The sequence below is a fragment of the Planctomicrobium mucosum genome, from assembly GCF_051466335.1.
Taxonomy (GTDB): domain Bacteria; phylum Planctomycetota; class Planctomycetia; order Planctomycetales; family Planctomycetaceae; genus Planctomicrobium.
On the sequence record NZ_CP195793.1, the window covers coordinates 3,274,096 to 3,297,464 of the forward strand.

Sequence of the window (23,369 nt, forward strand, 5' to 3'; positions counted from 1 at the left end):
TATGCCTATTCAGTCAGATTGTGGGCAGTCTTTCAGTGAACGTCCGTGTTGTTCACCCTCCTCGCTTAATGCTCTCCGATTTGCCAATGAAATACATCCGTTTCGGTCAACCGAAAACCGAGTCCTCATCGCGAACTGGCTGCAGCAAAGAGTTTGTATTCTGGAGAATGGTATCTCATTAACGAGAAATCGACAAGATGCGGTCGATCCTCCAAATCATCAAAATGCCACTCGATCCAGAATTTTCTTTTCCGGGATGTCGCCTCAACTGAGACGACTTTCGTCCATCTTCTCGCATCACGTTCCACGGGACATCACAAAGAATCCCGGCGAGTCAGATCTTCTCGTCCCTGCTTCAACCATGAGTTTGGGGGATAGAACCACCAGAGTCGAATACACAGAGAGGGAGATTTGGTCATCCTCTCTGGTAAAAAAGCCCTCGGAAGCCGGGTTCTTGCACTTCCTATTCCTCTGAAGTGGTAAAATACCGTACAAGGGATCAGCTACGAACGAAATGCATTTCTGAAGAGTGTCTATCGCTCCTTCCTTCAGAGGCATTTCCTCCTGGAGTCGAGATGTCGCTTCGGACAGAAACAGAACTGAAACTCAATTCATTGTTGCTCCAAAGGAGCGCGATGCCGACCACAGTTCAGGCGCACGACCCCTCAGGCCTCGCACTGACGATCTATCTCACGCAGATCGACTCTCTCAGTTGCGCCTTTTCTGAATTGGTGTTTTTCTCACCACAATTGCAATCCGCATCGTTTCCGAAAGTTGAAAGCTGGGCGAAACAGCTCTCGCGGAGGGTCACTTATCTCCTGGAGCAAATTGGTGTCCTGGAACTCGATCCGACGAGCAGCCAGATTCTACTTCGATCGTCTCCGCCGAACTGCCCTCCGGGAGGAGTCGAGTACTACGAGATGATTGTCTCAACTTCTCCAAGCGGTGCATTCTCTCTCAAACGGTTTCGTTCGGTTTCCGGGGTTCCTGGTCGATCTCCAGCTGAAATTCAGGTCACATACGAAGTCCTCTATCGTCTGATTGACGATCTTGTTTCCACAAATCCAGCGACTCCTTGATACGATCCGTGATACGATCTGCCCGGTTTTGAGATGCACACATCCGCTTCGTATTTCGCCTTCCTCGACCAGTGTTGCCAGCTGGCACGCAGAAGTCATAAGTTCTCTCCAAAAGCAGCCCTCCGCGCTGTACGACAGAGAATTCATCTGTAAAAATACTTGGAGATTTCATCCCCATCTGACAGGCCTCGCGGCAACTTTCCCGCTCGATTGATTTCCATGACCAACACCCGTCGAATCGCTGCCCGCCATCGTCGAATCCGTAAAGATCATTCGACGGAGACGGCGGAGGACTACGTCGAAGCGATCGCGGAGATCATGGCTCAAAATGGAACCTGTCGAGTGGTCGATCTGACCCACCGGTTCGACGTCACTCACGTGACCGTCACTCGAATTGTCAGTCGATTGAAAAAGGAGGGGTTCGTCGATACGGAACCCTATCGCCCGATTCAACTCACTGAAAAAGGGAGCCGTCTAGCCGGAGAATCACAGCGACGCCACGATGTGGTGTATCGTTTTCTGATTTCAATCGGAGTTCCTGAGAATCTTGCTGCCATCGACGCTGAGGGAATCGAACATCACGTCAGCCCCGAAACGCTGGAACGATTTGCAGCCATTGCCAGTGGAGGCTCGCTGAACTCGCCTTGAGAATCTGGCCGGAGCACTCGAACCGGCTGTCGTTTCTCCCAAGCAACTTCCTTGCAAACAGGATACAGAATGTCGACAGGAACGCCCGTACTTGAGATCGAAGGCTTAAAAACAGTTTTTCACACAGATGATGGGGTGTTGCCAGCGGTCAATGACCTGACGCTGAAAATTGGTCGCGGCGAAACATTGGGGCTTGTCGGCGAATCAGGGTCGGGAAAATCTGTTACGTCGCTCTCTATTATGCGACTCCTCCCTGAAGCAAGCTCAAAGATTGCATCCGGAAAGATCACTTACCTCGGGAAGAATCTCGTTCAGCTTCCGGAATCGCAAATGCGAAAAATCCGCGGCGGACAGATCGGGATGATCTTTCAGGAACCCGGGACAAGCCTGAATCCGGTTTTCCGCGTAGGAAAACAGGTTACCGAGGCCATTCAACTCCACCAAAAAGTGAGTAGCAGGGTCGCGAAACAGCGAACCCTGGAACTCTTTCGCGAAGTCGGAATCCCGGAACCGGAACGGCGGTTCTACAGTTTCCCACATGAGATGTCTGGTGGTCAGAAGCAGCGCGTCATGATCGCGCTGGCACTCTCATGTAATCCTGAACTCCTCATCGCGGATGAACCGACCACCGCGCTAGACGTGACGATTCAGAATCAGATTCTTGACTTGCTGCGTCAATTGCAGGACCAACGAGGCATGTCGATTCTGTTCATCACGCACGATCTCGGCGTCATCGCGGAAATCGCCGATCGAGTCGCTGTGATGTTTCGAGGGAAACTGGTGGAAGAGGGCCCGATTGAAACAATCTTCCGAAACCCGCAGCACCCCTATACCAAAGGTTTGCTCGCCTGCCGCCCCCGCTTGGAGTCAAAGTTTCGTAGATTGCCGACGGTGAGTGATTTCATGGACGCGAAGAGGGAACCCGACGGTTCCTATCTGATCCGCGAAAAAGCCATCAGCCAGGAAAGCCTGCTCGCACTGGAGCAGGCGGGAAGAGGTCGACTTCTCCACCCGAGGAGTGAGCTGGTAAAAATTGGTCATCCACCACTTCCAGAGGAAACAAAAGCCGACACGCGTTATATCCCAGAGAGCCAGCGACCGCTGCTCACCCTTGATGACCTCAAAATCTACTATCCGATACGTAAGGGAATCCTTCGCACACATTCGGGAGACGTGAAGGCTGTCGATGGAGTCAGTTTGAAGGTCTATCGAGGCCAGACACTTGGTCTCGTCGGCGAATCAGGATGCGGCAAGACCACGACAGGAAGGGCGATCGTAAAACTGGCGAACATCACCAGTGGAAAAATCCTGTATGACGGAGTCGATATCTCCTCATTCTATGGGGAAGATCTGCAGCGATACCGCAGCAAGATTCAAATCATCTTCCAGGATCCTTACAGTTCCCTGAATCCGCGAATGACCATCGAATCGATGATCACCGAGGCCATGAAGATTCATGGGATTGGGAGCTCGAAATCAGACCGACGTGATCGCACAGCTCAGTTGCTCATTGAGGTCGGTCTGGAAGCGGCCCATCTCCTCCGATATCCGCATGAATTTTCAGGTGGACAGCGACAGCGTATCTCGATCGCGAGATCTCTGGCGGTTGAGCCGGAATTCCTGATCTGTGACGAATCCGTTTCGGCGCTGGACGTTTCCGTACAGGCGCAGGTATTGAATCTCCTGAAAAATCTTCAGGAGAAGCGAAATCTCACTTACGTGTTCATCAGTCACGACCTCAGCGTCGTCAAATTTATGTCAGACATGATGGCAGTGATGAACGGTGGCAAGATTATGGAATTCGGACCGTCTGAATCGATCTATGCGAACCCGCAGCACGAATACACCAAACGACTGATTTCATCGATTCCGGATGGATCTTTCGAGAAGATCATGCATCGAGCTCGACCTCGCAGTGTCTGAATGAAGTCTTTGATTGAATGAAAAAAGCCCGCAACATTCGCTGCGAGCTTTTTCGTAGAAATTCGAAGGTCTCGACCAAAGTCGACGTCGGCCTGCGTTACGCCGGCGAGCGCTTGTTCATCGAGATATAAATCATGAGTACGAGGACCGCTCCAACGATAGACATCAGGAATCCAGCAGGATCTCCTGGCTGTCCGCCGCGGACGAGGTAAGTGATCCCTCCTCCAGCAAACGATCCAACAATCCCCAGAATCATTGTCGCAATCCAACCCATTGGCTGCTGGCCTGGAACCAGCAAGCGAGCAACGAGGCCTGCCACGATACCGAAAACAATCCAAGTGATTATTGATCCAATTGTCGTCATGATAACGTCCCCGCCGTGCCTACGTCCGAAACCCATAGCGAGCGCTGACAAGCGTACCGCTAGTGTCGGTTCAACTTCGACTTCACGCTGAAGCGAGGTCACCGAATTACTTCTGACGACTAAGCAAGTGCCGTTCCAAAATGCGAACGTTCTTGACGTTTGCCTTCCATGAAACGTCAATCAAATCTCCAACAACAGGCACCGCTCCGGCGGAAAAGTCGACGGCAATGTTGAACATCATTCTCGCCAAAAGGTATTTGGGCACCGACATTTGATGCGCCAAATACACGATATAAGCGGAGACTGCAGCGGAGGCAAAGTCCCCCACCACAGGAACCAAACCGATCAGAGCATCGAATCCCACCCGGATGGAAGTTCCCGGAACGACGAAGCGATTATCCATCAACTCTGCAATCATGCGGACTCTTCGGAGTACTTCCAGTTCGGTCAGCGGTCGGGCCGCACGGTCGAAATTGCGTGAATTCGAGTCAATGATTTCGGGCATCTTAAGGTGTGCTGCTGTTTCCATATGAAGAATCCTGCTGAGAATTCACTGTGATGAATGAATGACGAAAATCGGGACTTCCCCGCTGCACTATGTTGGTGTCGAGTTCATCTTCATCTCAGTTCTCCCTCAAAACGTTGCTCACCCAGATCGAGCCAATCCATTGGTTCTCCAAAGGTCCCGATCTCTCCCGCGCATCCCCACCAGGAATTTTTCGCAGCGACAAGTCTTGCATCAACCAGAATTCGTGAATTCTGGCAGTCTGTCCACCAATCCGATCGACTTTCCTACAACCTTGCCCAACCTGCTAAGTCTTTTTCACCCCTCGTAAATTTCACTTCTTCCACAACGTGCCCTGCCAGCGGTCCACTGCCTTTTCTTATTGAGAGGCGTGAAATCGCTACGATAAACGCTGAAATTTCAGCATTCGACCCCGCTTTTCCGCCAACGACAGCCCCCGCAATTGTCGGAAAATCGGGAATAACTGGAAATCTCGGCATCTGACTTGCGACAAAGCCTTCCATCTACACGCCGCAGCGGGCAGTTTAGTTGAGAGGCTTGTCATGGCTCTTGAAACAAAAACGAACCTGAAACCCGAAACGATCAAAAAAATCAGAGAACTCGTCCAACTCAACGTTGATAGCCGGGATGGGTTTGAGCAGGCAGCTAAAGATGTGGAGGACATGACCATCTCCACGCTCTTCCAGTCGATTGCACATCAGCGACGTGAGCAAGCAGAAGAGCTTTGCAAATACATCGAGTGGAATCATGAGGAAGTCGACCGCAGCGGATCACTCGCCGCGTCGATGCACCGCAGCTGGATGTCCATCCGCGAATTGTTCTCCACCAAAAAGCTGTATTCGATTTTGGCCGAATGCGAGCGTGGCGAAGACCACATCAAGCAGGCCTATGAGGAAACATTGCTACAGACCGCTGGCTCTGCGATGAACGATGTGCTGACACACCAATACGCGCAGGTCAAAACCGCTCATGACCGGATGCGTGACTTGAGAGACGAGCACAAGGACGACTGACAGTCGTCGCGAAAACAGAACAAAATGAATCAGGTCGATCGTCGGCTTGGTGTCGAGGGTTTTTCACGCTACTTCAACGAAGTGTCGACCCGTGCTGTGCACAGGTCGGGGGTACCTGCTCAACTCAGAAGGATTGAAAGATGATGAATTACTTGAAAGCCGCAGTTTTAGCATCAGTGGGCCTCGCTGCCATCTTCATTTCTGCTGAGGATGCAAACGCTGGTCGGCGGCATCGTGGCTGCTGTGGTCACCGGTATGACAGTTGCGGCTACGATTCCGGTTGTGGTCACGCTCACCACCATCGCCGACATCGCCATGCAAGACATTATGACCAAGGTTGTTACTCCGGCGGGTGTTACGGGGGTTACAACACGGGCTGCGACACAGGTTGCCCTGCCCCTTGTGCATCGAATGGATGCGCTCCAGTTGCACCAGTTGTGATGGCGGTTCAAACTCCTTGCGGACAAGTCGTGACACATGGACACCAGGTTCCCATCGCAGAACAACATTCGGCAGGTCGCCCCACTTATAGCAATGAACACCCTGCTCACACGCACGACGCACCGGTTCCTGTTGAACAGCACTCGACACAACCTCTTGTCGTCGCCCCACAATCAGTCCCAGCAACGACCGTGAACCCACCAGCAGCAGGTTCGGTAACTCCAGAAGGCGTCACCATCGAGACAGCTCCAATCACTCAACCAGTCGTTGAGTAGAGAACTCGTCGCGGTTCAATCGATTGAATTTGACATCGACTTAACAAAAACGGGACACCGAGCGAACAGGGATCGCTCGGTGTCCCGTTTTATTTGTTTCGGAATCGCGTCTGTAGTTGATCAGAAGTACCAATGAGTGCGGCCCGCTCGACAATTTCGTCACGGGCCGGTGAAAATTCAGTGAAAGCAAACTTCGAGAGCGGACCCTCGAATCCATGCGGTTTCGATTAGTCGCGAACTGAATCGAACAAAGCTGTCGACAAATAGCGTTCGCCGGAGTCTGGAAGAATGACGACGATCGTCTTGCCAGCAGATTCAGGTCGGGCTGCGACTTTCAAGGCGGCAGCCATCGCTGCACCGCAGCTGATTCCGCAGGTGATTCCTTCTTCCTTCGCGAGACGAGGCGCGATCTGGAATGCCTCTTCGTCAGTGATCTGAATCACTTCATCAATGATACTCATATCAAGAGTGTCGGGAATGAAACCAGCCCCGATCCCCTGAATCTTGTGCTTGCCCGGAGGGGATCCGGAGAGGACCGCACTCGATGCAGGCTCAACGGCGATGGAGTAAAGTGGTTGCTTCTTTTCTTTTTCGAAGAACCACGAAATCCCGGTGATTGTTCCGCCGGTTCCAACGCCAGCGACGAGGATGTCGACTTTCCCGTCAGTATCATTCCAGATTTCTGGGCCAGTTGTTCGGACGTGGACGGCCGGATTCGCTGGGTTCTTGAACTGCTGAGGCATGAAATAGCCCTGCTCGCTGAGTTCTTCAGCTTTGCGGATGGCCCCTTTCATCCCGTCTGCTCCCGGTGTCAACACCAGTTGAGCGCCGAACGACTTGAGCATCATTCGCCGTTCCACAGACATTGTTTCCGGCATTGTCAAAGTCAGCGGATAGCCTTTCGCTGCACAAACAAAAGCCAATGCGATTCCCGTGTTCCCGCTGGTTGGTTCAACAACCTTCATTCCCGGCTTCAGCACGCCACGCTTTTCCGCGTCTTCGATCATCGCAGCACCGATTCGGCACTTGACGGAGTATGCCGGATTGCGTCCTTCAATCTTCGCAAGAACTGTTGCATGCAGACCTTTTGTAAGGTGATTGATCTTCACCAGTGGTGTGTGACCAATCGACTCTGCATTGTTTTCGAAAACGGGCATTCAATACTCCTTACAAGGAAACCAAAAAGGTCATTCCGATGACCACAATCATTAACGTAGTTACAGCTTGGAAGAAAGTGTGCTTTCATTCCCTTCTGCAAAATTCTGCTTCAACAGAAGCCAGCAAGTGCTCGTGAACGCGAAACTATGACCGAGAACCTCATCGCCGAAGCTGATTTCTCGTTCAAGAGGTGCTTTCAGAGATAACGCCCCGATCAAACCGGGCCCGCATCCCAGAGAGATTTCCCATCGTCAGACGTCGAAACGAGTGCAATGAATCGCTCCTCCGTCAGTATCGTGAAAACTGGGGTGACTAAGCAAGTTTTTCCGATAATTCCGTCTGTAATCAGTGTCAAATTTTCACTTGGCCACTTCAGGTGCAAATTCCATTCACTCTGTCGAGGGAGTTTACCGATTATTCCTTTCAGACCGGCATTAACGAGACACAACACGGCACTTCCTGCCGATCTCGACGATGCCATAAAGCCGGGGGGCTTATATGTGGTCGATCAGATTCAAGGAACGGAGTCAATCCGTTCTGATCGCAATGATGTTATCCGGGATCGTGACCGGTCCTGTTGTCTTCGCTCAGAACCCCAGTACGGACAACGAATCCGTCATTCCAATCAATCAAATTACGGGCAGATCAGAAAAGCCCGTTGTTGCAAACCTCATCAGAGCTGGTGACTCGTCGCGTAAAGCCCGGCAGGAAGCGGCTGATCAATTGCCGATCGGTTCCTTGACCGCTGATGGCCAGCGGGAAGTCCAGCAGGTTCTCAAAGACCTGAGCCTGTTCCGTCGATTGCCAACCCTGCAGGTCGAGGTTGATCCTCGAGCGTACGAGTTTTTCACCGACCACCCGGACGTCGCCGTCAGCATCTGGCGTGCGTTGGACATCTCCAATGTCCAGATGAAGGAACGAACACCAGTCAACTATGTCACTGACACGAGCGATGGAACCATTGGCACGGTGGACGTGCTCCTCCGAAGTCCAACGAACTACCTCGTTCTCTGTCAGGGTCAGTTACAAAGTCCCGGGATGCCAAAGCCGATTACCGCCAAGGCACTCATGCACCTCCAGCCACGCTTCGACAACAACGGCAAAGTGACTCATCACCTCGACCTGTTTGTCAGCTTTCCATCTCAAACAGTCGAAACTCTGGCCAAACTCACCTCTCCTGTCAGCTTTCGAATTGCTGACAGAAATTTCGAGGAAGTCTCGCTATTCATGGGTCTGATGAGCCGGGCGATGGCTCAACAGCCAGGATGGGTGGAACAGACCTCCAAACGACTGGAAGGGGTCGATCCGCAGCGACCAACTCAGTTGTTGAAAGTGACAGCATCGGTCTACGTCGATGCGGAACGCAAGCGGTTAACGGCACTCGGAATCCCGGTCACGGCTGAGACGATTCGCCCCGTCAGTGCTCAGCAGGTCGCCACAGAGCCGCAATCCAAACCTGTGCGGTAGTCCACAAAGCCTGCGACAATCCGAATACTAAGCTGCCTGAACCATCTTCATCGAAGGTTCAGGCAGCTTTTCGTTTGTCCGTTGGAATCAATTCCCATTGAGCCCTTGGCTCCTCTGATCCTGATTCGACTTTCCGCTTTTACATCCGCCAACGAAAACTTCCCAGTTGCCGCATCCCCCCGAATCCTCAGCAACGTCATGAGTCATTGCCAAAACAGCGTTCTCAATTAAAGAAAAGTTCATGAAAGAGTCTTGTTTCCAAAATAAAATGTGCCCTAATAGCAGATCTCATGCGAGTCTTCCGTCGACGACTGGTTCCCCGAGCCAGCTCACGGATTCGAATGAGTATTTCCGGGAATCCTTCCTGACTGTGCTGGCCCCAGTTGCCACCCCGGAAATGGCGAGAAGACAGCCGATCACCCACGACAATGTTGCTGCAGTTAATCCAAAATCAAAGCCAGTCAGCTTGGGGCAGGCGTTTTGGATTTTGACTGACTCAATGTCCCTGCGAATTTAAAAGGAGTTATCGCATGCTGAATCACTCTATCCTCAGCAATGCAACGGAAATTGCATCTGAAAGCGCTCCTCTCCTTGCTGATCTGGAACGAAAAATCGCCGGACTCACCGGAGGTCGGATTCGCGACTTGAAAGTCGAACAGACCGAAGATGGTTTCGTGCTCAGTGGTCGAACAACGACTTACTACATCAAACAACTCGCCTCGCAGATCGTCCTTGACGAATCTCGAGAGCGACCACTTCAGAACACCATAGAAGTCGTTTGATTTCGGGGCTTCACAATACGCCCCGATGGATCACCAAAGTTCTCCCGAGAAACTTTGCGACGTTGGCACTTTCGCCGACCCGCAATACAATCGGTGAATGCCAAACGTACACATACATCTACTTCCCAGCTTTCTTGATGGACAATCTCTGCAAGGAAGTACGGCCATTGTTATCGATGTACTTCGAGCCTCAACGACAATGGTTCATTCTCTTGCACATGGCGCCCGGGCAGTGGTCCCGTGCCTCACAGTGGATGAAGCGATCGCGAAGTCCAGTCAATTCCCATTCAGCACACGACTGTTGGGTGGGGAACGACGTGGGGAACTGATCCCCGGCTTCGATCTCGACAACTCGCCGCTGAAGTACACCCCGGAAGTGGTCGGCAAAAAAACCGTGCTCTTCACCACCACCAACGGCACCAAAGCGCTCCTGAGTTGCCAGGAAGCAACCCACGTCGCGGTGGGAGCGTTCGTGAATTTGACGGCAGTCGTCACGGCGATTCAGAATTGGGGAATCGACGTGCACTTCGTCTGTGCAGGAACCGACAACCATTGGGCCGAAGAAGATACGCTTTTTGCAGGGGCGGCCGCATCCGAGTTAGTGAAATCTGCAGACTCAAAATGGAACGTCGATGACCTGCAAACGCAAATGGTGATCGACTATTTCAACGCAAGGAACACAAGTCCAGAGTCACTTCGCCAGGCATTCCTCAGCGGACATGGAGCGAAGAACCTGCAGCGTCTCGGCCTCCAACCTGACATCGAGCGCGCGATGCAGAAGGACCTTTTTGAAATCGTTCCCGTTTGGAATTCTGAATCCAACGAGATCACGATTCTCGGCGAGAGCAAATTTCAGGGCTGATTGTCCCCCCATCGCTGCATTCATTTGCAGTTCGCATCAAGGCTCACACGACCGCCATTGAGTGGTCGTGTCAGGCCATATCATGATGCATCTGGTACGCCATCGTCTCTAGGAGCAACTTCGGCTGATCGTTGGCTCCAATCAGGCCGGCATGCGGGAACCGATGCGAAACTCCGTCGCTGAACTGACTCAGATAAATACCGGTTACGGTCGGTTTCGCGAGGAGCAGCGGAATGACACCTTCAACCCAGCGTGCTTGCCGTTCGTCGTTCCAGTGTTCTGACGCCACTTCAAAGCGTGGATTCGCTAAAGGATCGATACCGCTGGCTGATGGACACGCCAAATTCACATGGATTTGAATCTGCAGTTGACTCCACAGATCGATGAGCTTGGAAATCGCAAGCAGATCCCGGGGATAACATCCTTCAGTCCCGTAGCCTTTGGTGATCTCCAGGGTCACGCCAGTTAATCCCAGATTCGAGCGGACGATGGCGTCAACGAACTGGAACGGTGTCAACCGATTCGCACCGTGCCGCTGATACTCTCCCCAAGGGGAATCGATCCGAATGAAGTATTGAGCATCCGCGTCAGTGCGATGAGCAGCCTCCAGCACTTTAGCTGTGAGAGCCAGGCACTGATCCTCGCCCAGATCCAGGCCGCCCGCCAAATTTCCGCTCGATGCCACTTCCCACAAACGGATCACTCCGTTGTACCTGGAAATACTTGTCTCGACAAAATCACACAGGAAACAGGGAAGGTTTTTGAAATCTTTCTTCCAGGGAATCAACCAGTCCGGTGTGGCACCCGGACTTAAATCGACAACTGGCCCACCTTTCAGGAGCAGTCGATTCTGCTGGGCGAAATTGACAATCTCGTCAATCCGCGACCAGTCATGGCCCCCTTCACTGACTTCGACTTCCTTCCAGTCAAAAGGGAGCGAAATGGAATTGAACGCTTGATGGAAGATTTGCTGATGTTCTGGATTCGCCAGTGCGTCATTCACGACGCAACCGAGAATCCGAGGGGCATGATGTAATTGACGCCGGTTGCTCGCCTGTCGCTGAATCACATAAGAATCGCAAAGCAGATTCGCTGCCTCACAAGCATGTTCGATCGCGAGAACAGCCTGCTCGTGGCGAAAGGGCGAGTGCTCACCACATGTCCCCGCTTTCGTGAGGCCGTTGAATGAATTTCGGATCGACTCTGTGACGACATCCGGGACCACCATCCCCATGCTCACCCAGTTCGCGAGACTTTCACGTATCTCAGCCAACTTCCCCCTCGCCAGTTCCAGTGCCAACGAATACGGCTCATTACGATCGCGTAAAGAGGTAGTTGAAAGCAGAACATCCTCGCCGGAACGAAGTCGCCAAATGACATTCAGTTTGACACTTTCGGTCCCCTGTCGCTCACAAACGAGTTCCCGCTCACTCAACCAGATTTGACAAGGGACCACCCTGCCATCGAGCGCACTGCAATAGGAACCAAGCAAGTCATGGGATCGTACACCGGTAATGGGCGAATGGACTAGAAATCTCATTCCACCCATAATTCGGTCTCTCCATTAACCCAGTCGAGGACGATGAAATGATCCAGCGATATTACGTGGCTTGTGAATTCACTTCGTCAGATGTCACTTCACTCTACAAACTCAGAAAGCAGTAACTCGATATTTCACTTGTAGTTGCACCCAAAACGCAGAATCCGGCGCAGCTCCAGTTTCACGAGTTTAGTCCTGCCAAATGCTGCCAGCAAGTTGTCCAATTGTGACATTCTACTGATTCGAGAATTTCGTGTTCATCCTAACACGCATGCCGTATTTCATAGCCCATTTCGATATCGCGAGCAAAGAAATTCCACCCTCGACTTGCATCTATCAGGAATCTCAAAGGACCCGAGAATCCCGATGGGTCTCCCTATTCATCCTTCGCCCCCAACATCCATCCCCTCAAAAACGTCGACAAAATTGGGAATTTCTCCCTGAGAACGTCCCTGAAATCCCTTTAGCCAGAGATTGAAAATGATCTAATTCTCATTATTCAAAGACTTCCCATCGATCGCCACGAAATTCTGGATTGGATGAATGCCTCTCACTTTTCGTCTCCGCGGACTGGATCACGCTTCAGTCAATGCAGCCCCGTTGCAATTGGAGACGCTCCGGCAAATGGAGCCTGAGTCCATCGCTGAACTTCAGCTCTGGTGCGGAAATCGAAAAACCCAGTGCGGTGAACTCTTTGAGATCTCTGGTTCACTGGATGATGGACACCTGCTCTTCGAGGGGGACTGCACTCGTGTATCTCACATTGGCGCAAATCTGAAATCTGGCCTGGTTCACGTAAATGGCTCGGCTGGTTCCCATCTCGGAGCGAATCTCAACGGCGGCTCGATTCAGGTCCGGGGAAACGTCGGCAATTGGGTGGGTGCCGAGATGAAGAAAGGCCGAATCGAAGTCTTCGGAGACGTCGGTGATCACGCAGGAGGAGCCTATCCCGGTTCCAAAAAGGGGATGCGGGGGGGAGAGATCCTCGTTGACGGCAACGCGGGGCATTTCGTTGGCGAGCGACAAAGACGCGGCTTGATTGCCATCAGCGGAAACGTGGGTGAGGCGGCGGGGCTCGGAATGATCGCCGGGACGATCCTGATCAACGGATCGACAGGTCCGAAACTGGCAGCGGGGATGAAACGCGGATCGATCATCCTTCTCGGTCAACGCTCACTCCCTGCAGATGCGATCACGTTTCGTTACGCCACAACGACCTCTCCCACATTCCTTCAACTCTACTTCAGACACCTTCTCTCTCTAAATTTTCCGATCTCCCCTGAGGTGATGAACTCGGAATTCAAGATCTATCGGGGCGACTTCCTGGAGTCAGGACTTGGTGAGATCATCACTCGCAACTCAATCGAAATGGGTGAGGATAACTTCAGTAGAAGGCCCCCGCTTCAGACGTTGAGCTGAAGTTTCAGGTGACCGAACCGATTTCATGACGATTATGAGTTTGGGAAGAGTAATCACAGCCCCCGAACGAACCGTCGCTCCCATTCGCCGAACTCCTCCAGAAACCGGAGAGGGCGTCTCGTCCGAATGGAAATATTCAGCATCAATGTAGGTTGACCGAAATGATTTCAAAGAGGCAATGGATATTAATGCAGGCCACGCGAAAGCTTTGGGCGCGAACAACTCTGTTCGCACTGCTTGGTGTCGTGAGCGCGTTGATTTCGATTGGAGCTCAATGGATTTACCCCGGTAAAATCCCCTTCAAAATCGGTGCTGATTCCGTTGATGGAATTCTTGGAATTCTCGCCTCGAGCATGTTGTCTGTGACGACGTTTTCGCTCAGCGTCATGATCGCTGCCTATTCTTCAGTCACCACAAACGTCACTCCGAGAGCCACGAAACTCCTGATTCAGGATTCCACGACTCAGAACGCACTGGCAACATTCATTGGCTCATTCCTCTACAGCCTCGTCGGCATCATCGCGCTGAGCACGGGTGCCTACGGAGACGGTGGAAGACTCGTCCTGTTTCTGGTCACGCTGCTGGTCATCGGGCTGATCGTATTTACGCTGCTGCGATGGATCGATCATCTTTCCCGCTTCGGACGTGTGGGAGAAACGACAGATCGCGTGGAAGCTGCAGCGACTCGTGCGATTGAGGACCGGCTGGAGAATCCCTTTCTCGGTGGCCATCCACTACGGGATCCCCAGAAAGACATCCCAAAGGACGCAGTCCCTGTCTACTCCGAGCAAATCGGCTACATCCAGTACATCGATATGCAGGCATTGCAGACCTATGCTGAACAAAGTGCTGGCGACGTCTTCGTGACATGCCTTCCGGGAACATTTGTCTTCCCATCGCGCCCCCTGCTCTGGGTGAAGCAACCAGAAGACAAGAGACGTTTGAAAGCACTTGAAACCGCTTTCACCGTGAATGATGAGAGAACATTCGAACAGGATCCCCGCTTTGGACTTGTCGTCCTTGCCGAGATCGGATCCAGAGCACTCTCAGCCGCGACGAACGATTCCGGAACAGCGATCGATATGATTGGTCGTGGCGTTCGACTTCTCAGCCGATGGAGCGAGAAAAAGGATTCGCCTGGAATGCAGCCCGAACACTTCCCCAATGTCTGGGTTCCTCCACTGCTGACTGAAGAGTTGTTCGATGACCTCTTTCTCTCGTTTGCACGAGACAGTGCTGGCACACTTGAGGTGCAGATCCGCCTGCAAAAGGGATTTCTGGCGCTGACTCAGCTGGGAGATGAGCGTGTTCGCGAGAATGCAGTGAGACATTCTCAACTGGCTTTGAAACGGACCGAACTCGCCCTGACGTTAGAAGAGGACAAGGCCATCCTCCGAGAACTCGCCAAACGAGTCGAAGAGGCTGCCACGGCCATTCTGATGAACGCTCCCGTCAGCTCGAAATGAACCGCAAAAGGAAGTCGACGCAGGATGGCCGCTCCGTCCGGATGGTTTCAATCCGCGCTCCCGTGGGGGAGCGATTAACTATTTACTTAGAGCGTTCGGACAAAACTGATCTTGGCACGTTTTGAGGATTGTGGGAAGGTCTGGTTTTTCTGTTCATGGAGGAACCGACATGGCTGGCCAATTGCTCAGTGATGATTTGTGGAACGAGATCGAATCGTTCTTCCCAACCTACGAGTTCTCTCCCAAAGGGGGCCGACCTCCTGCGGAGAACCGCACCGTCTTCACCTGCGTTCTGTTTGTGCTCAAGACTGGGATCGCCTGGGAAGACCTGCCACTGGAGCTGGGCTGTTCTTACAAGACCTGCTACCGGCGGCTTCGCCAATGGATCGATCTGGGAGTCCTGCAAGACATTCATCGCCACCTCCTCACGCAGCTCAACGCCGCTGGTCGCCTAGAACTGGCCGACGTGCTCATCGATGCTGGGTTGATTAAGTCCCCGCTGGGAGGACAAAAATCGGCCCGAATCCGACAGACCGCGGCCGCTGCGGCAGCAAGTCGCACCTGATGACCACTCACAACGGGATTCCATTGGCCAACACGCTCACTGCTGCCAATGTCCCTGATCTGAGACAACTTCTCCCGCTGGTGTTTCTGAAGTTTCCCAAGATTGGTGGCAAGCGAGGACGGCCACTGGACCGTCCCCGTAGCGTGATCGCGGACAAGGGCTACGACTGCCAGACCACCCGTGATCTTCTCGCCGTGGCCGGGATTGAAACGCACATCCCCAAGCGCGGAACGCGACAGGCCTCTTCTCTAGGCGGCAGCCGCTGGCCCGTTGAACGGACGATCGCCTGGCTCAAGCAGTTCCGTCGAATCCGGATTCGCTGGGACAGGCGGGAAGAGATTTTTCAGGCGTTTCATGACATCGCTAACTCACTGATCACCTGGCGATTCCTCAACGCCGATTAAGTTTTGTCCGCCGGCTCTAAATAGGAATCCAAGTGCTACTTGGTCACGGATCGGTCTGGTACATCAGTTCCGAGACGCCACCTGAAACCCGTCATGCTCTGTTAACTATTTCTGCTGGTGATCACGTCGGTGAAATTTAACGGAGGTCGGCGAGACCGGAGAAGGTGCAATTCGAGGAGAGCCAGCGACACCAACCAGCATCCCCACGCCACCAGGGAATCGAACCAGCTGGGGCCAAATTCAAAAACGGTCGCGGCTCCCGCAACCAGCCTCAAGAGAACTGCTGAGCAGAGCAATGTAAGATTGCGCAGCATCCAACAGCGGTGCAAAGCAAATTTTCGCTCCAGAGCTGTCCGCCAGCCTATAACCATGGTCAAACCCGTCAGAACTGCCAGCGTGGCAAAGCTAACACCGGCGACTGGTCCCGGTGCAGCGTAATGGGCCATCCATAATCCGCTCGGCGCCAAAACACAGATCACATTGACTGCCTGAATTCGTCCAAGCCGACGATGCCAGGCCGGAGAGTGCATGCGAAACCGTGTACTGATCAGCAACATACCCAGGACCAAAGAGACCGGACCAGAGAAAATGTGCAACCAGAATGCCCACTGACAGCCGTCGAAGAAATAGTCTTCACGCCCCCTGAGAAAGTCCGAATTGAAGTTCGGCGGAAAATAGACTCGATAAGTCAGAACAATGCTGACATTGACCTTGAGAATCAGCAGTCCCACAAGGGATGTCAAGATTCGCCACTGATTCCAAGTCTTGTTCATCAACGACAACTCATCCCGACGAAATCCCAAAACCCTCTAGCCCTGGATTCAAATCCGCATACCGCGGAGCACCAGTCAAGTTGAATTGGCCTTCGAAGCGGACCGCGCCCGCCGCAGTGAGAATACCTGACGAAAATTGAAAAGAGAAATGATTGAGTAGAGCGCCTTTCGTTCTGCTGTAAAGTCGCCATGAACTTCATGATTGCTGGCGCTAAAACTCGTGCACGAGCGCTGCATCACCGACAATCATTCTTCTGGAAGCAACTTCTATCTCCCTGCGAATCGCTCGCAAGTATGCCGCCCCCGACTCACATCAGTTCAGCCCCAGAAGTTCACGCTGGAACAATCCTTGTCCATCTGATTCTGCGTGCTGACCTGAACGTTACCTACCGAGGTGATATTGAGGTTGTCGATGTATCAGACTCTGTACGTGATCGCCTGTGGCAGACTACTCTGCCGCAATATTCGATGCTTGAAAAAGTTTGGCGGCGCCAGCGAACAAAGCTGAGTCGCGATCTGGCCTGAAAGGTGACGTAAAAAAATGCCAGCTACATGTCGGCACCCCGCTCCAGGCTGGCTATAACTTGAAACTCAGACAAGACGCTCCAAAATTGGGTCTCCTCCTGCTGTTGCCGGAAGGGATGCAATACGGCGGATTTGCTCCCGACATGACTACTCAGATCTCTTTTGTTCAGCTATGATCTGTGACCGCAGTTGCGATCGCTAGGTTTGTTGCATGCCGCCATGACAACCGATTCAAGGATTGCCCCTGCTGGTGTGCCAACAAGACAAATCGCGGGTGTAGCTCATTTGGCAGAGCGCTAGCTTCCCAAGCTGGAGGTAGCGAGTTCGAACCTCGTCACCCGCTCTTGTGTTCGTTTTCTGCTTGAAAGCGGATCAGATCTCACTAGAGAGCCTCCATTTCATGGAGGCTCTCTTCTTTTGTGTTCAGGTTTTGTGTTCAGGGAATTTTCGCACATTTGAACACACTTCTGCGAAGTTCCGCCTGCACGGACAACATGGGCCATGCTTCATCATCTATCCCTGCCGATCCTCAACTTCGAGTCCTTGATCATTCAAGTTGGCCCCCACTCATCCGACCAATCCTATGAGGCAAAAAAACCTTCATTTGCTCACTTATTGACATTGCGAAGGGCAACCGGGTTCCATCAGAGGCTTTCATTGACTGGGGGATAAATTGAGCGATCTTGCCAATTTTAGTCGCACTCAAGGCATCCCTCATTTCTTATACGAATAGTCAACATCCCCCCTGTATCCCCGATCATTTGCATGGTCTCTTGAATTGATTGCGCAGAAGAACTCATCGCAACTCATTCCCCACTAGGCACATCAGTTGCTACCAATCAGCGTCAATCGTTGACAATCCCTGCAACTGATGTCAAAACACCCACTTGACTTCCGCCAATTGACTTAGTTCCCACGAACTACTCTCCGGCGATCTTTCAATGGATCTACAGCATCATTAAAGCTGAAGTCAACTCGCATCAATTCCGCTTGATTCACCTTAGGACTGCAATAGATGAAGAGTTTGAGACGACACAAAGGATTCACTTTAATTGAGCTTCTTGTGGTGATCGCAATCATCGCAGTGCTCATCGCCCTTCTGCTCCCCGCAGTTCAACAAGCTCGTGAAGCCGCTCGACGATCCCAGTGCAAGAACAACATCAAGCAGCTCGGATTGGCTCTTCACAACTATCACGACACGTTCAATGTCTTCCCATACGCTGCCGCCAACGATGGCTTCGCCAACTGGGGAGCGAGCCCAACGAAAAACGCCAAGGGGTTCGTTTCGTTGCTTCCATATTTCGATCAGCAGGCATTGTTTAACCAGTACAACCACGACTTCGCTTACGGAACGCATAACCAAGGGGGCGGAACAATCGCCGGTGGAACAGATCCCGCCACCAATACAAACCTGAACCTGAGCAAGAACATTCTTTCCGTCCTTCTCTGCCCATCGGACGCTGGAAGCCCGACTGAAGCGGACGGATCTGGATTCTATGGCTGCGGAGTTGTTGGATCTGCTCGTTCCAGCTACCAATTCAGCGTTCGACTGGATGGTTGGATCTCGGACACGACCAACCAACTCTGGTCACGTGAACCCGCTGCCGAGCGCGCAATGTTCGGAATGAACTCAAACAGCCGAATTCGCGATGTCACCGACGGCACAAGCAACTCCGTCGCGTTCTCAGAGACAACCCTTGAAGTGTATGACGGTAAGACCGGCAACTGGGCCTGCTCGTCCCATGTTGGAGTCGGTGTCAACTTCGGAGGCGATGAAGGGATCAGCAACTGGCGATGTTGCTGGTGGACCAGTCCACCATGGATCTCCAACACTCCTAACACCAACGGTGCAAACAGTCGGCCAGGTAGCGGACACGTTGGCGGATGCCATGTCCTGCTAGGCGATGGATCTGTTCGTTTCGTTTCGCAGAACATCGATCGCAACACTCGGATCTACTTGTCTCGAATTGCCGATGGACAGGTTCTCGGAGAATTCTAAGCCGACCAGACCCTTCACAGCAGAAACGTGAGAGGGCTGGCTGCGAACTTCAACCGCAGCCAGCCCTCTTCTCATTTTCAGTCACACCGATGCGTTTACAGGCAGCCGATTGGTTCGTCTGCAAATTGTTTTCGCGTTCTACAATGCCCTATTTTACCGCTCGTTGCCGTACTATTCGGCAATGCATCCGATAGAGACACGCTGAAGTTATCGATCACCCGCAAGACACCTCTCAACTGTTTGCCAAATTCAAACATCCATATACAACGTGCAATCTCGGCAAATCTCCATCAATTCTGGCACATGAATTGCATTGGCTGGCCCACTAGTGCTCCCACAACCCATTTGAATATACAATAAGCAAAAGCAATCTATTCGCAATCAAAGTACTTGCGAGCCGCCAAATATTCAATCACACTCATATCTCGTCGCATAAGCATTTCCTGAAGTTTATAGTTCGCGTTTTCGGTGTTCGGTTCTTTCTTATCTCTCTTTTTGAGGAGTCGGCAGTGATGAAAGTGTGCTCAAGGCGAAACCAAGGATTTACTCTGATTGAGTTACTAGTGGTGATTGCCATCATCGCGGTGCTCATCGCTTTACTCCTCCCAGCTGTCCAACAAGCGCGTGAGGCAGCGAGACGGTCACAATGCAAGAACAACATCAAGCAGTTGGGCTTGGCACTGCACAACTACCACGACACTTTCAACGTGTTCCCATTCGCAGCAGCTAACGATGGATACGCGAATTGGGGTGCGAATCCAACGAAGAACACAAAAGGCTTTGTCGCTCTACTTCCTTACTTTGACCAGCAGGCACTCTTCAATCAGTTCAACCCGAACCTTGCCAACGGTATTTTCAACGTTGGCGGCGGCACAATTGCCGGAGGAACTGACCCAGCTTCGAACACCAACCTGAACCTCAGCAAAACAGTTCTCACGATGTTGCTCTGCCCATCGGATAGCGGATCCCAGACTGAGCCATGGGCAACTGACCATTATGGTTGCGGTGTCGCCAATTCCGCTCGTTCCAGCTATCAATTCAGCGTCAGGCATGAAGGCTGGCTGGCTGACCCTGTCGGTCACCTCTGGTCAAATGAGGCATCCACAGAGCGTGCTCTGTTCGGGCTGAATTCCAACAGCAAAATCCGTGATATGAAAGACGGGACGAGCAATACTGTCGCGTTCTCAGAGACTACTCTCGAAGTCGTGGACGGACGAACAGGAAACTGGGCGTGCAGCAACCACGTTGGACTCGGAGTCAACTTTGGATCAGCAGTCGGTATGAATAACTGGCGGTGCTGTGGATGGGCCAGTCCAGCCTGGGCATCAAACACCCCTGGCATCAACGGCGAACACAGCAAGCCTGGCAGCGCTCACACGGGTGGTTGCCACGTACTGCTCGGCGATGGCTCCGTCCGATTCGTTTCGCAAAATGTTGATTCCAACACCCGCGTTTATCTCTCACGAATCGCAGACGGTCAGGTTCTGGGTGAGTTCTAATCACCTCTAACAGCTCTCAGCGGCACAGCGCCACGCAGAATTACTCCCGCGACGTGAGTCAATTCTGCGTGGCCGATGGCTTTCAGGACACATTTCTAAAGCAAGACCTGTTGCACATCAGACAAGTGAATTCACGAACCACGTCCCAATTTCACACGTGATTGCAATGCGAGGCTTTCCCGAGCATCACGCATTTTTTTGATTGAAAGAATGGCGATTTTAACATGCTGACCCAGTTCTCGATTACCCGACCTACCCTACTGATTGCTCTCATCATGGCTGCTTCGGGTTGTGGTTCTTCGGTGCCGACTCCTGAAATCGTACCAGTGACGGGGACGATCAAAATTAATGGCGAAATTTCTCCACGAACAACCATCTACTTCAGACCGAAAGGCACGACCAAAGGGACAGGTGGATTTGGATCCTCGGGCGAAGATGGAACATTCAAGCTGTTCCACAACTCCGGCGGTGAAGGTGTTGAGCCAGGCGAGTACACAGTGGCCTTCTCCAAATTTGCGATGCCAGATGGAAGCGTTCCCCCAGCAGGGAAGTCTCCAATTGACACCGGCGCAAAAGAATCGCTGCCACGTAACCTGGTCAATCCAGACCCAATCTCGTCTCCCTACGTTGCCGTGGTCAAAGCAGACAAGAATGAACCATTCAATTTTGACCTGAAGGTCAAAGGTAAGAAGTAACGCCTCAGCCATCCGCGATCAGCAGAGAGATCCCGCCCAGCGATTGGCGGGATCTTTTTATTTGACGACCTCCCAGTGAACTCGACTCACGCCATAATCACACTCCGGAGAGCGCCACCAGCACCCCGTACCGTCCATCGGCTTGATAACGGTGAGCCAGCGATCTCGCTGCCCGGAGAGTGTGGCATACAGCAAAGCAAACGCTCCCACTCCCAGTCATTCCAGCGGCAATGACCTGCTCTTTTTCCAATTGCCCAAGTAACTCATCGATCTGAGGATTCAATTCTCTGGCAGCGGCCTGCAGATCATTGAATACTCCCCGAGCAATCCCTGCCATTCCCCCTTGCCGAAGAAACGCGCACACATCACTGGCGAATTCCGACTTCGACTCGCGAGGTTTTGATCCCCATTGTTTGAAAACTGATCCCGTGGAGAGTCCCGTTTCTGGCTTCACAAGAACGATCGGTAAAGGATGAGAAACTTCAATCGGCGAAATCTCTTCCCCGCGCCCCCGGCACAGGGCGGCAGGATGCGAATCGAGAAAGAAGTTCACATCACTCCCCAGCCTCGCAGCGACTCCGTGCAATTCCTCAGAAGTCAGGCTGAGTTCCCAGAGCCGATTGAGTGCGACGATCGCTGCCGCTGCGTCGCTGGACCCGCCTCCTAACCCGGCTTCACTGGGAATACGTTTCCACAGCGAAATCGAAGTGCCTGAGTGCGGATGGAACTCCTGCATCATCAGTCTGGCCGCTGTCACAACAAGATTGCGGTCATCGCTGGGAATTTCGGATGAATACTGGCTGCAGGAATGGCAGGCCAACTGGACAACGCCGACGTCAGCCGCAGAAAAGGCCAATGTGTCATGCACTCCGACGGAGAGCATGACCGTTTCGAGCTCGTGGTAGCCGTCTTCGCGTTTGCCGAGTACTGCCAACGACAGGTTGATCTTCGCAGGCGTCTCGACAAACAGCGATTCCCCCTGCCTCCAAAGACGCATTTTCAGACCTCATTTCAAAGCGAGACAGAACACGTCAGACCAGGCCTCAGGATGCAAGGAATTCCTGGAGCTTCGGAACCATGCGCTCGTGTGCATCTTCAAACACGTAATGCCCTGCATCTGGATAGCGAACGGTCTGGGCGTGTGGAAAGCGTTGCTCCCACTCATCGAGGAATTGGGTGGTGAAACACCAGTCCTTTTCCCCCCAGAAGAACAGTGTCGGATGATTCTTGAACTGAGCCAGTCCATTCTCCACATTGACCAACGTTTGGTAGGACGGATGCGAAGGAGCGAGTGGAATTTCTTCTACAAACCGACGTACTGCGATTCGGTTCGCCCAGTTGTCGTACGGAAGCAGGTAGCCCTTCTTCACAGTTGGCGTCATCCGCGCATGGTCTGCGACTGCCATCGTGATCGCTGCCCCGGCAAAGAGATTGAGCCCTTGCACCCCGAGCGCACCGAGAAGTGGAAGCCGGCAAAGGGCGATCCGTTTGGGGATGCGCTGTGATCGGAACGCTGCGGTGTTCATCATCACAAATCGACGATATCGGTCAGGGGCGGCGACGGCAGCCCCCATCCCGATGCAACCGCCCCAGTCATGGCCGATCAGGGTGATCTCTTTGAGATCAAGAAACTGAACAAGGTGGTTCAGGTTGTCGATATGCTGCCCGATTCGGTATTCGTAGTTTTGCGGCTTGTCGGACAACCCCATTCCGATGTGATCGACTGCGATACACCTGTACTGACTGGAGAGCCCTTTGATCATGTTGCGCCAGGCAAAACTCCATGTCGGGTTTCCGTGGACAAACAACAATGTCGGCCCCGTCCCCTCATCCACGTAGGAATAGCGTAATCCATCCAAATCGAGATGACGCGGGGTGAATGGATATTCACTTTTCAAATCAGCTGGGATGACAGGAGCGGACACGATATCTGTTGACTTTCCAGT

23 protein-coding genes and 1 tRNA gene are annotated in these 23,369 nt (G+C 52.6%); 17 read left to right on the forward strand and 7 right to left on the reverse strand.

Annotated elements, in window-relative coordinates:
* The first annotated feature begins 575 nt into the window (after positions 1-575).
* The 3 genes from SH668x_RS13050 (at position 576) to SH668x_RS13060 (ending at position 3,650) form a co-directional block, all read left to right on the forward strand.
* Positions 576-1,079: a hypothetical protein gene (locus SH668x_RS13050; RefSeq protein WP_437185501.1), complete on the forward strand. Its 504-nt coding sequence runs from the start codon at positions 576-578 to the stop codon at positions 1,077-1,079.
* A gap of 219 nt (positions 1,080-1,298) precedes the next feature.
* Complete coding sequence (mntR, locus tag SH668x_RS13055) at positions 1,299-1,727, forward strand: manganese-binding transcriptional regulator MntR (RefSeq protein ID WP_437185502.1); 429 nt, start codon at positions 1,299-1,301, stop codon at positions 1,725-1,727.
* A gap of 69 nt (positions 1,728-1,796) precedes the next feature.
* The gene (locus SH668x_RS13060; protein ID WP_437185503.1) at positions 1,797-3,650 is read left to right on the forward strand and encodes an ABC transporter ATP-binding protein; all 1,854 of its coding nucleotides are present in this window, start codon (positions 1,797-1,799) and stop codon (positions 3,648-3,650) included.
* 97 nt (positions 3,651-3,747) lie between these two features.
* Here the strand turns inward: SH668x_RS13060 and SH668x_RS13065 are convergent, their stop codons facing one another.
* Entirely contained in the window at positions 3,748-4,014 is a 267-nt protein-coding gene (locus tag SH668x_RS13065; RefSeq protein WP_437185504.1) for a GlsB/YeaQ/YmgE family stress response membrane protein, read from the reverse strand.
* A gap of 106 nt (positions 4,015-4,120) precedes the next feature.
* The gene (locus tag SH668x_RS13070) at positions 4,121-4,543 is read right to left on the reverse strand and encodes a DUF4112 domain-containing protein (protein WP_437185505.1); all 423 of its coding nucleotides are present in this window, start codon (positions 4,541-4,543) and stop codon (positions 4,121-4,123) included.
* 539 nt (positions 4,544-5,082) lie between these two features.
* Between SH668x_RS13070 and SH668x_RS13075 the strand changes: the two genes are divergently transcribed.
* Positions 5,083-5,553: a PA2169 family four-helix-bundle protein gene (locus SH668x_RS13075; protein ID WP_437185506.1), complete on the forward strand. Its 471-nt coding sequence runs from the start codon at positions 5,083-5,085 to the stop codon at positions 5,551-5,553.
* 140 nt (positions 5,554-5,693) lie between these two features.
* Positions 5,694-6,269, forward strand: coding sequence for a hypothetical protein (locus tag SH668x_RS13080; protein ID WP_437185507.1), 576 nt, complete (start codon positions 5,694-5,696; stop codon positions 6,267-6,269).
* A 227-nt stretch (positions 6,270-6,496) separates the two neighbouring features.
* On the opposite strand, the gene cysK is transcribed toward SH668x_RS13080, so the two are convergent.
* On the reverse strand, positions 6,497-7,426 hold the full coding sequence (gene cysK / locus SH668x_RS13085; RefSeq protein ID WP_437185508.1) for a cysteine synthase A: 930 nt from the start codon (positions 7,424-7,426) through the stop codon (positions 6,497-6,499).
* A gap of 499 nt (positions 7,427-7,925) precedes the next feature.
* Between cysK and SH668x_RS13090 the strand changes: the two genes are divergently transcribed.
* The 3 genes from SH668x_RS13090 (at position 7,926) to SH668x_RS13100 (ending at position 10,538) form a co-directional block, all read left to right on the forward strand.
* Positions 7,926-8,894: a hypothetical protein gene (locus SH668x_RS13090; RefSeq protein ID WP_437185509.1), complete on the forward strand. Its 969-nt coding sequence runs from the start codon at positions 7,926-7,928 to the stop codon at positions 8,892-8,894.
* A gap of 530 nt (positions 8,895-9,424) precedes the next feature.
* Positions 9,425-9,676, forward strand: coding sequence for a hypothetical protein (locus SH668x_RS13095; protein ID WP_437185510.1), 252 nt, complete (start codon positions 9,425-9,427; stop codon positions 9,674-9,676).
* A 97-nt stretch (positions 9,677-9,773) separates the two neighbouring features.
* Positions 9,774-10,538 (forward strand): 2-phosphosulfolactate phosphatase, encoded by a 765-nt coding sequence (locus SH668x_RS13100; RefSeq protein WP_437185511.1) that lies wholly within the window; start codon positions 9,774-9,776, stop codon positions 10,536-10,538.
* 70 nt (positions 10,539-10,608) lie between these two features.
* Here the strand turns inward: SH668x_RS13100 and SH668x_RS13105 are convergent, their stop codons facing one another.
* Complete coding sequence (locus SH668x_RS13105; RefSeq protein ID WP_437185512.1) at positions 10,609-12,087, reverse strand: endo-1,4-beta-xylanase; 1,479 nt, start codon at positions 12,085-12,087, stop codon at positions 10,609-10,611.
* Between the two features lie 534 nt (positions 12,088-12,621).
* Here SH668x_RS13105 and SH668x_RS13110 point away from each other — a divergent pair.
* The 4 genes from SH668x_RS13110 (at position 12,622) to SH668x_RS13125 (ending at position 15,932) form a co-directional block, all read left to right on the forward strand.
* Positions 12,622-13,497 (forward strand): formylmethanofuran dehydrogenase subunit C, encoded by an 876-nt coding sequence (locus tag SH668x_RS13110; protein ID WP_437185513.1) that lies wholly within the window; start codon positions 12,622-12,624, stop codon positions 13,495-13,497.
* Positions 13,498-13,685: 188 nt separating this feature from the next.
* Complete coding sequence (locus SH668x_RS13115; protein WP_437185514.1) at positions 13,686-14,963, forward strand: DUF2254 domain-containing protein; 1,278 nt, start codon at positions 13,686-13,688, stop codon at positions 14,961-14,963.
* Between the two features lie 169 nt (positions 14,964-15,132).
* Entirely contained in the window at positions 15,133-15,528 is a 396-nt protein-coding gene (locus tag SH668x_RS13120) for a transposase (protein WP_437185515.1), read from the forward strand.
* Positions 15,528-15,932 (forward strand): transposase, encoded by a 405-nt coding sequence (locus SH668x_RS13125; RefSeq protein ID WP_437185516.1) that lies wholly within the window; start codon positions 15,528-15,530, stop codon positions 15,930-15,932. Before SH668x_RS13120 ends, SH668x_RS13125 begins: the two co-directional genes overlap by 1 nt.
* 101 nt (positions 15,933-16,033) lie before the next feature.
* On the opposite strand, the gene SH668x_RS13130 is transcribed toward SH668x_RS13125, so the two are convergent.
* Entirely contained in the window at positions 16,034-16,705 is a 672-nt protein-coding gene (locus tag SH668x_RS13130) for a DUF2306 domain-containing protein (protein ID WP_437185517.1), read from the reverse strand.
* Positions 16,706-16,894: 189 nt separating this feature from the next.
* Between SH668x_RS13130 and SH668x_RS13135 the strand changes: the two genes are divergently transcribed.
* From SH668x_RS13135 to SH668x_RS13155, 5 genes are all read left to right on the forward strand, one after another.
* The gene (locus SH668x_RS13135) at positions 16,895-17,230 is read left to right on the forward strand and encodes a hypothetical protein (protein WP_437185518.1); all 336 of its coding nucleotides are present in this window, start codon (positions 16,895-16,897) and stop codon (positions 17,228-17,230) included.
* Between the two features lie 270 nt (positions 17,231-17,500).
* Positions 17,501-17,573, forward strand: a tRNA-Gly gene (locus SH668x_RS13140).
* Between the two features lie 672 nt (positions 17,574-18,245).
* Positions 18,246-19,229: a DUF1559 family PulG-like putative transporter gene (locus SH668x_RS13145; RefSeq protein WP_437185519.1), complete on the forward strand. Its 984-nt coding sequence runs from the start codon at positions 18,246-18,248 to the stop codon at positions 19,227-19,229.
* A gap of 512 nt (positions 19,230-19,741) precedes the next feature.
* Positions 19,742-20,728: a DUF1559 family PulG-like putative transporter gene (locus tag SH668x_RS13150; protein ID WP_437185520.1), complete on the forward strand. Its 987-nt coding sequence runs from the start codon at positions 19,742-19,744 to the stop codon at positions 20,726-20,728.
* 224 nt (positions 20,729-20,952) lie between these two features.
* Complete coding sequence (locus SH668x_RS13155; protein ID WP_437185521.1) at positions 20,953-21,423, forward strand: hypothetical protein; 471 nt, start codon at positions 20,953-20,955, stop codon at positions 21,421-21,423.
* Positions 21,424-21,520: 97 nt separating this feature from the next.
* Here the strand turns inward: SH668x_RS13155 and SH668x_RS13160 are convergent, their stop codons facing one another.
* Together SH668x_RS13160 and SH668x_RS13165 are read right to left on the reverse strand one after the other, a co-directional pair.
* Positions 21,521-22,420, reverse strand: a complete 900-nt coding sequence (locus SH668x_RS13160) for a 4-(cytidine 5'-diphospho)-2-C-methyl-D-erythritol kinase (protein ID WP_437185522.1) — start codon at positions 22,418-22,420, stop codon at positions 21,521-21,523.
* Positions 22,421-22,466: 46 nt separating this feature from the next.
* Complete coding sequence (locus tag SH668x_RS13165; protein ID WP_437185523.1) at positions 22,467-23,348, reverse strand: alpha/beta fold hydrolase; 882 nt, start codon at positions 23,346-23,348, stop codon at positions 22,467-22,469.
* Between the last annotated feature and the right edge of the window lie 21 nt (positions 23,349-23,369).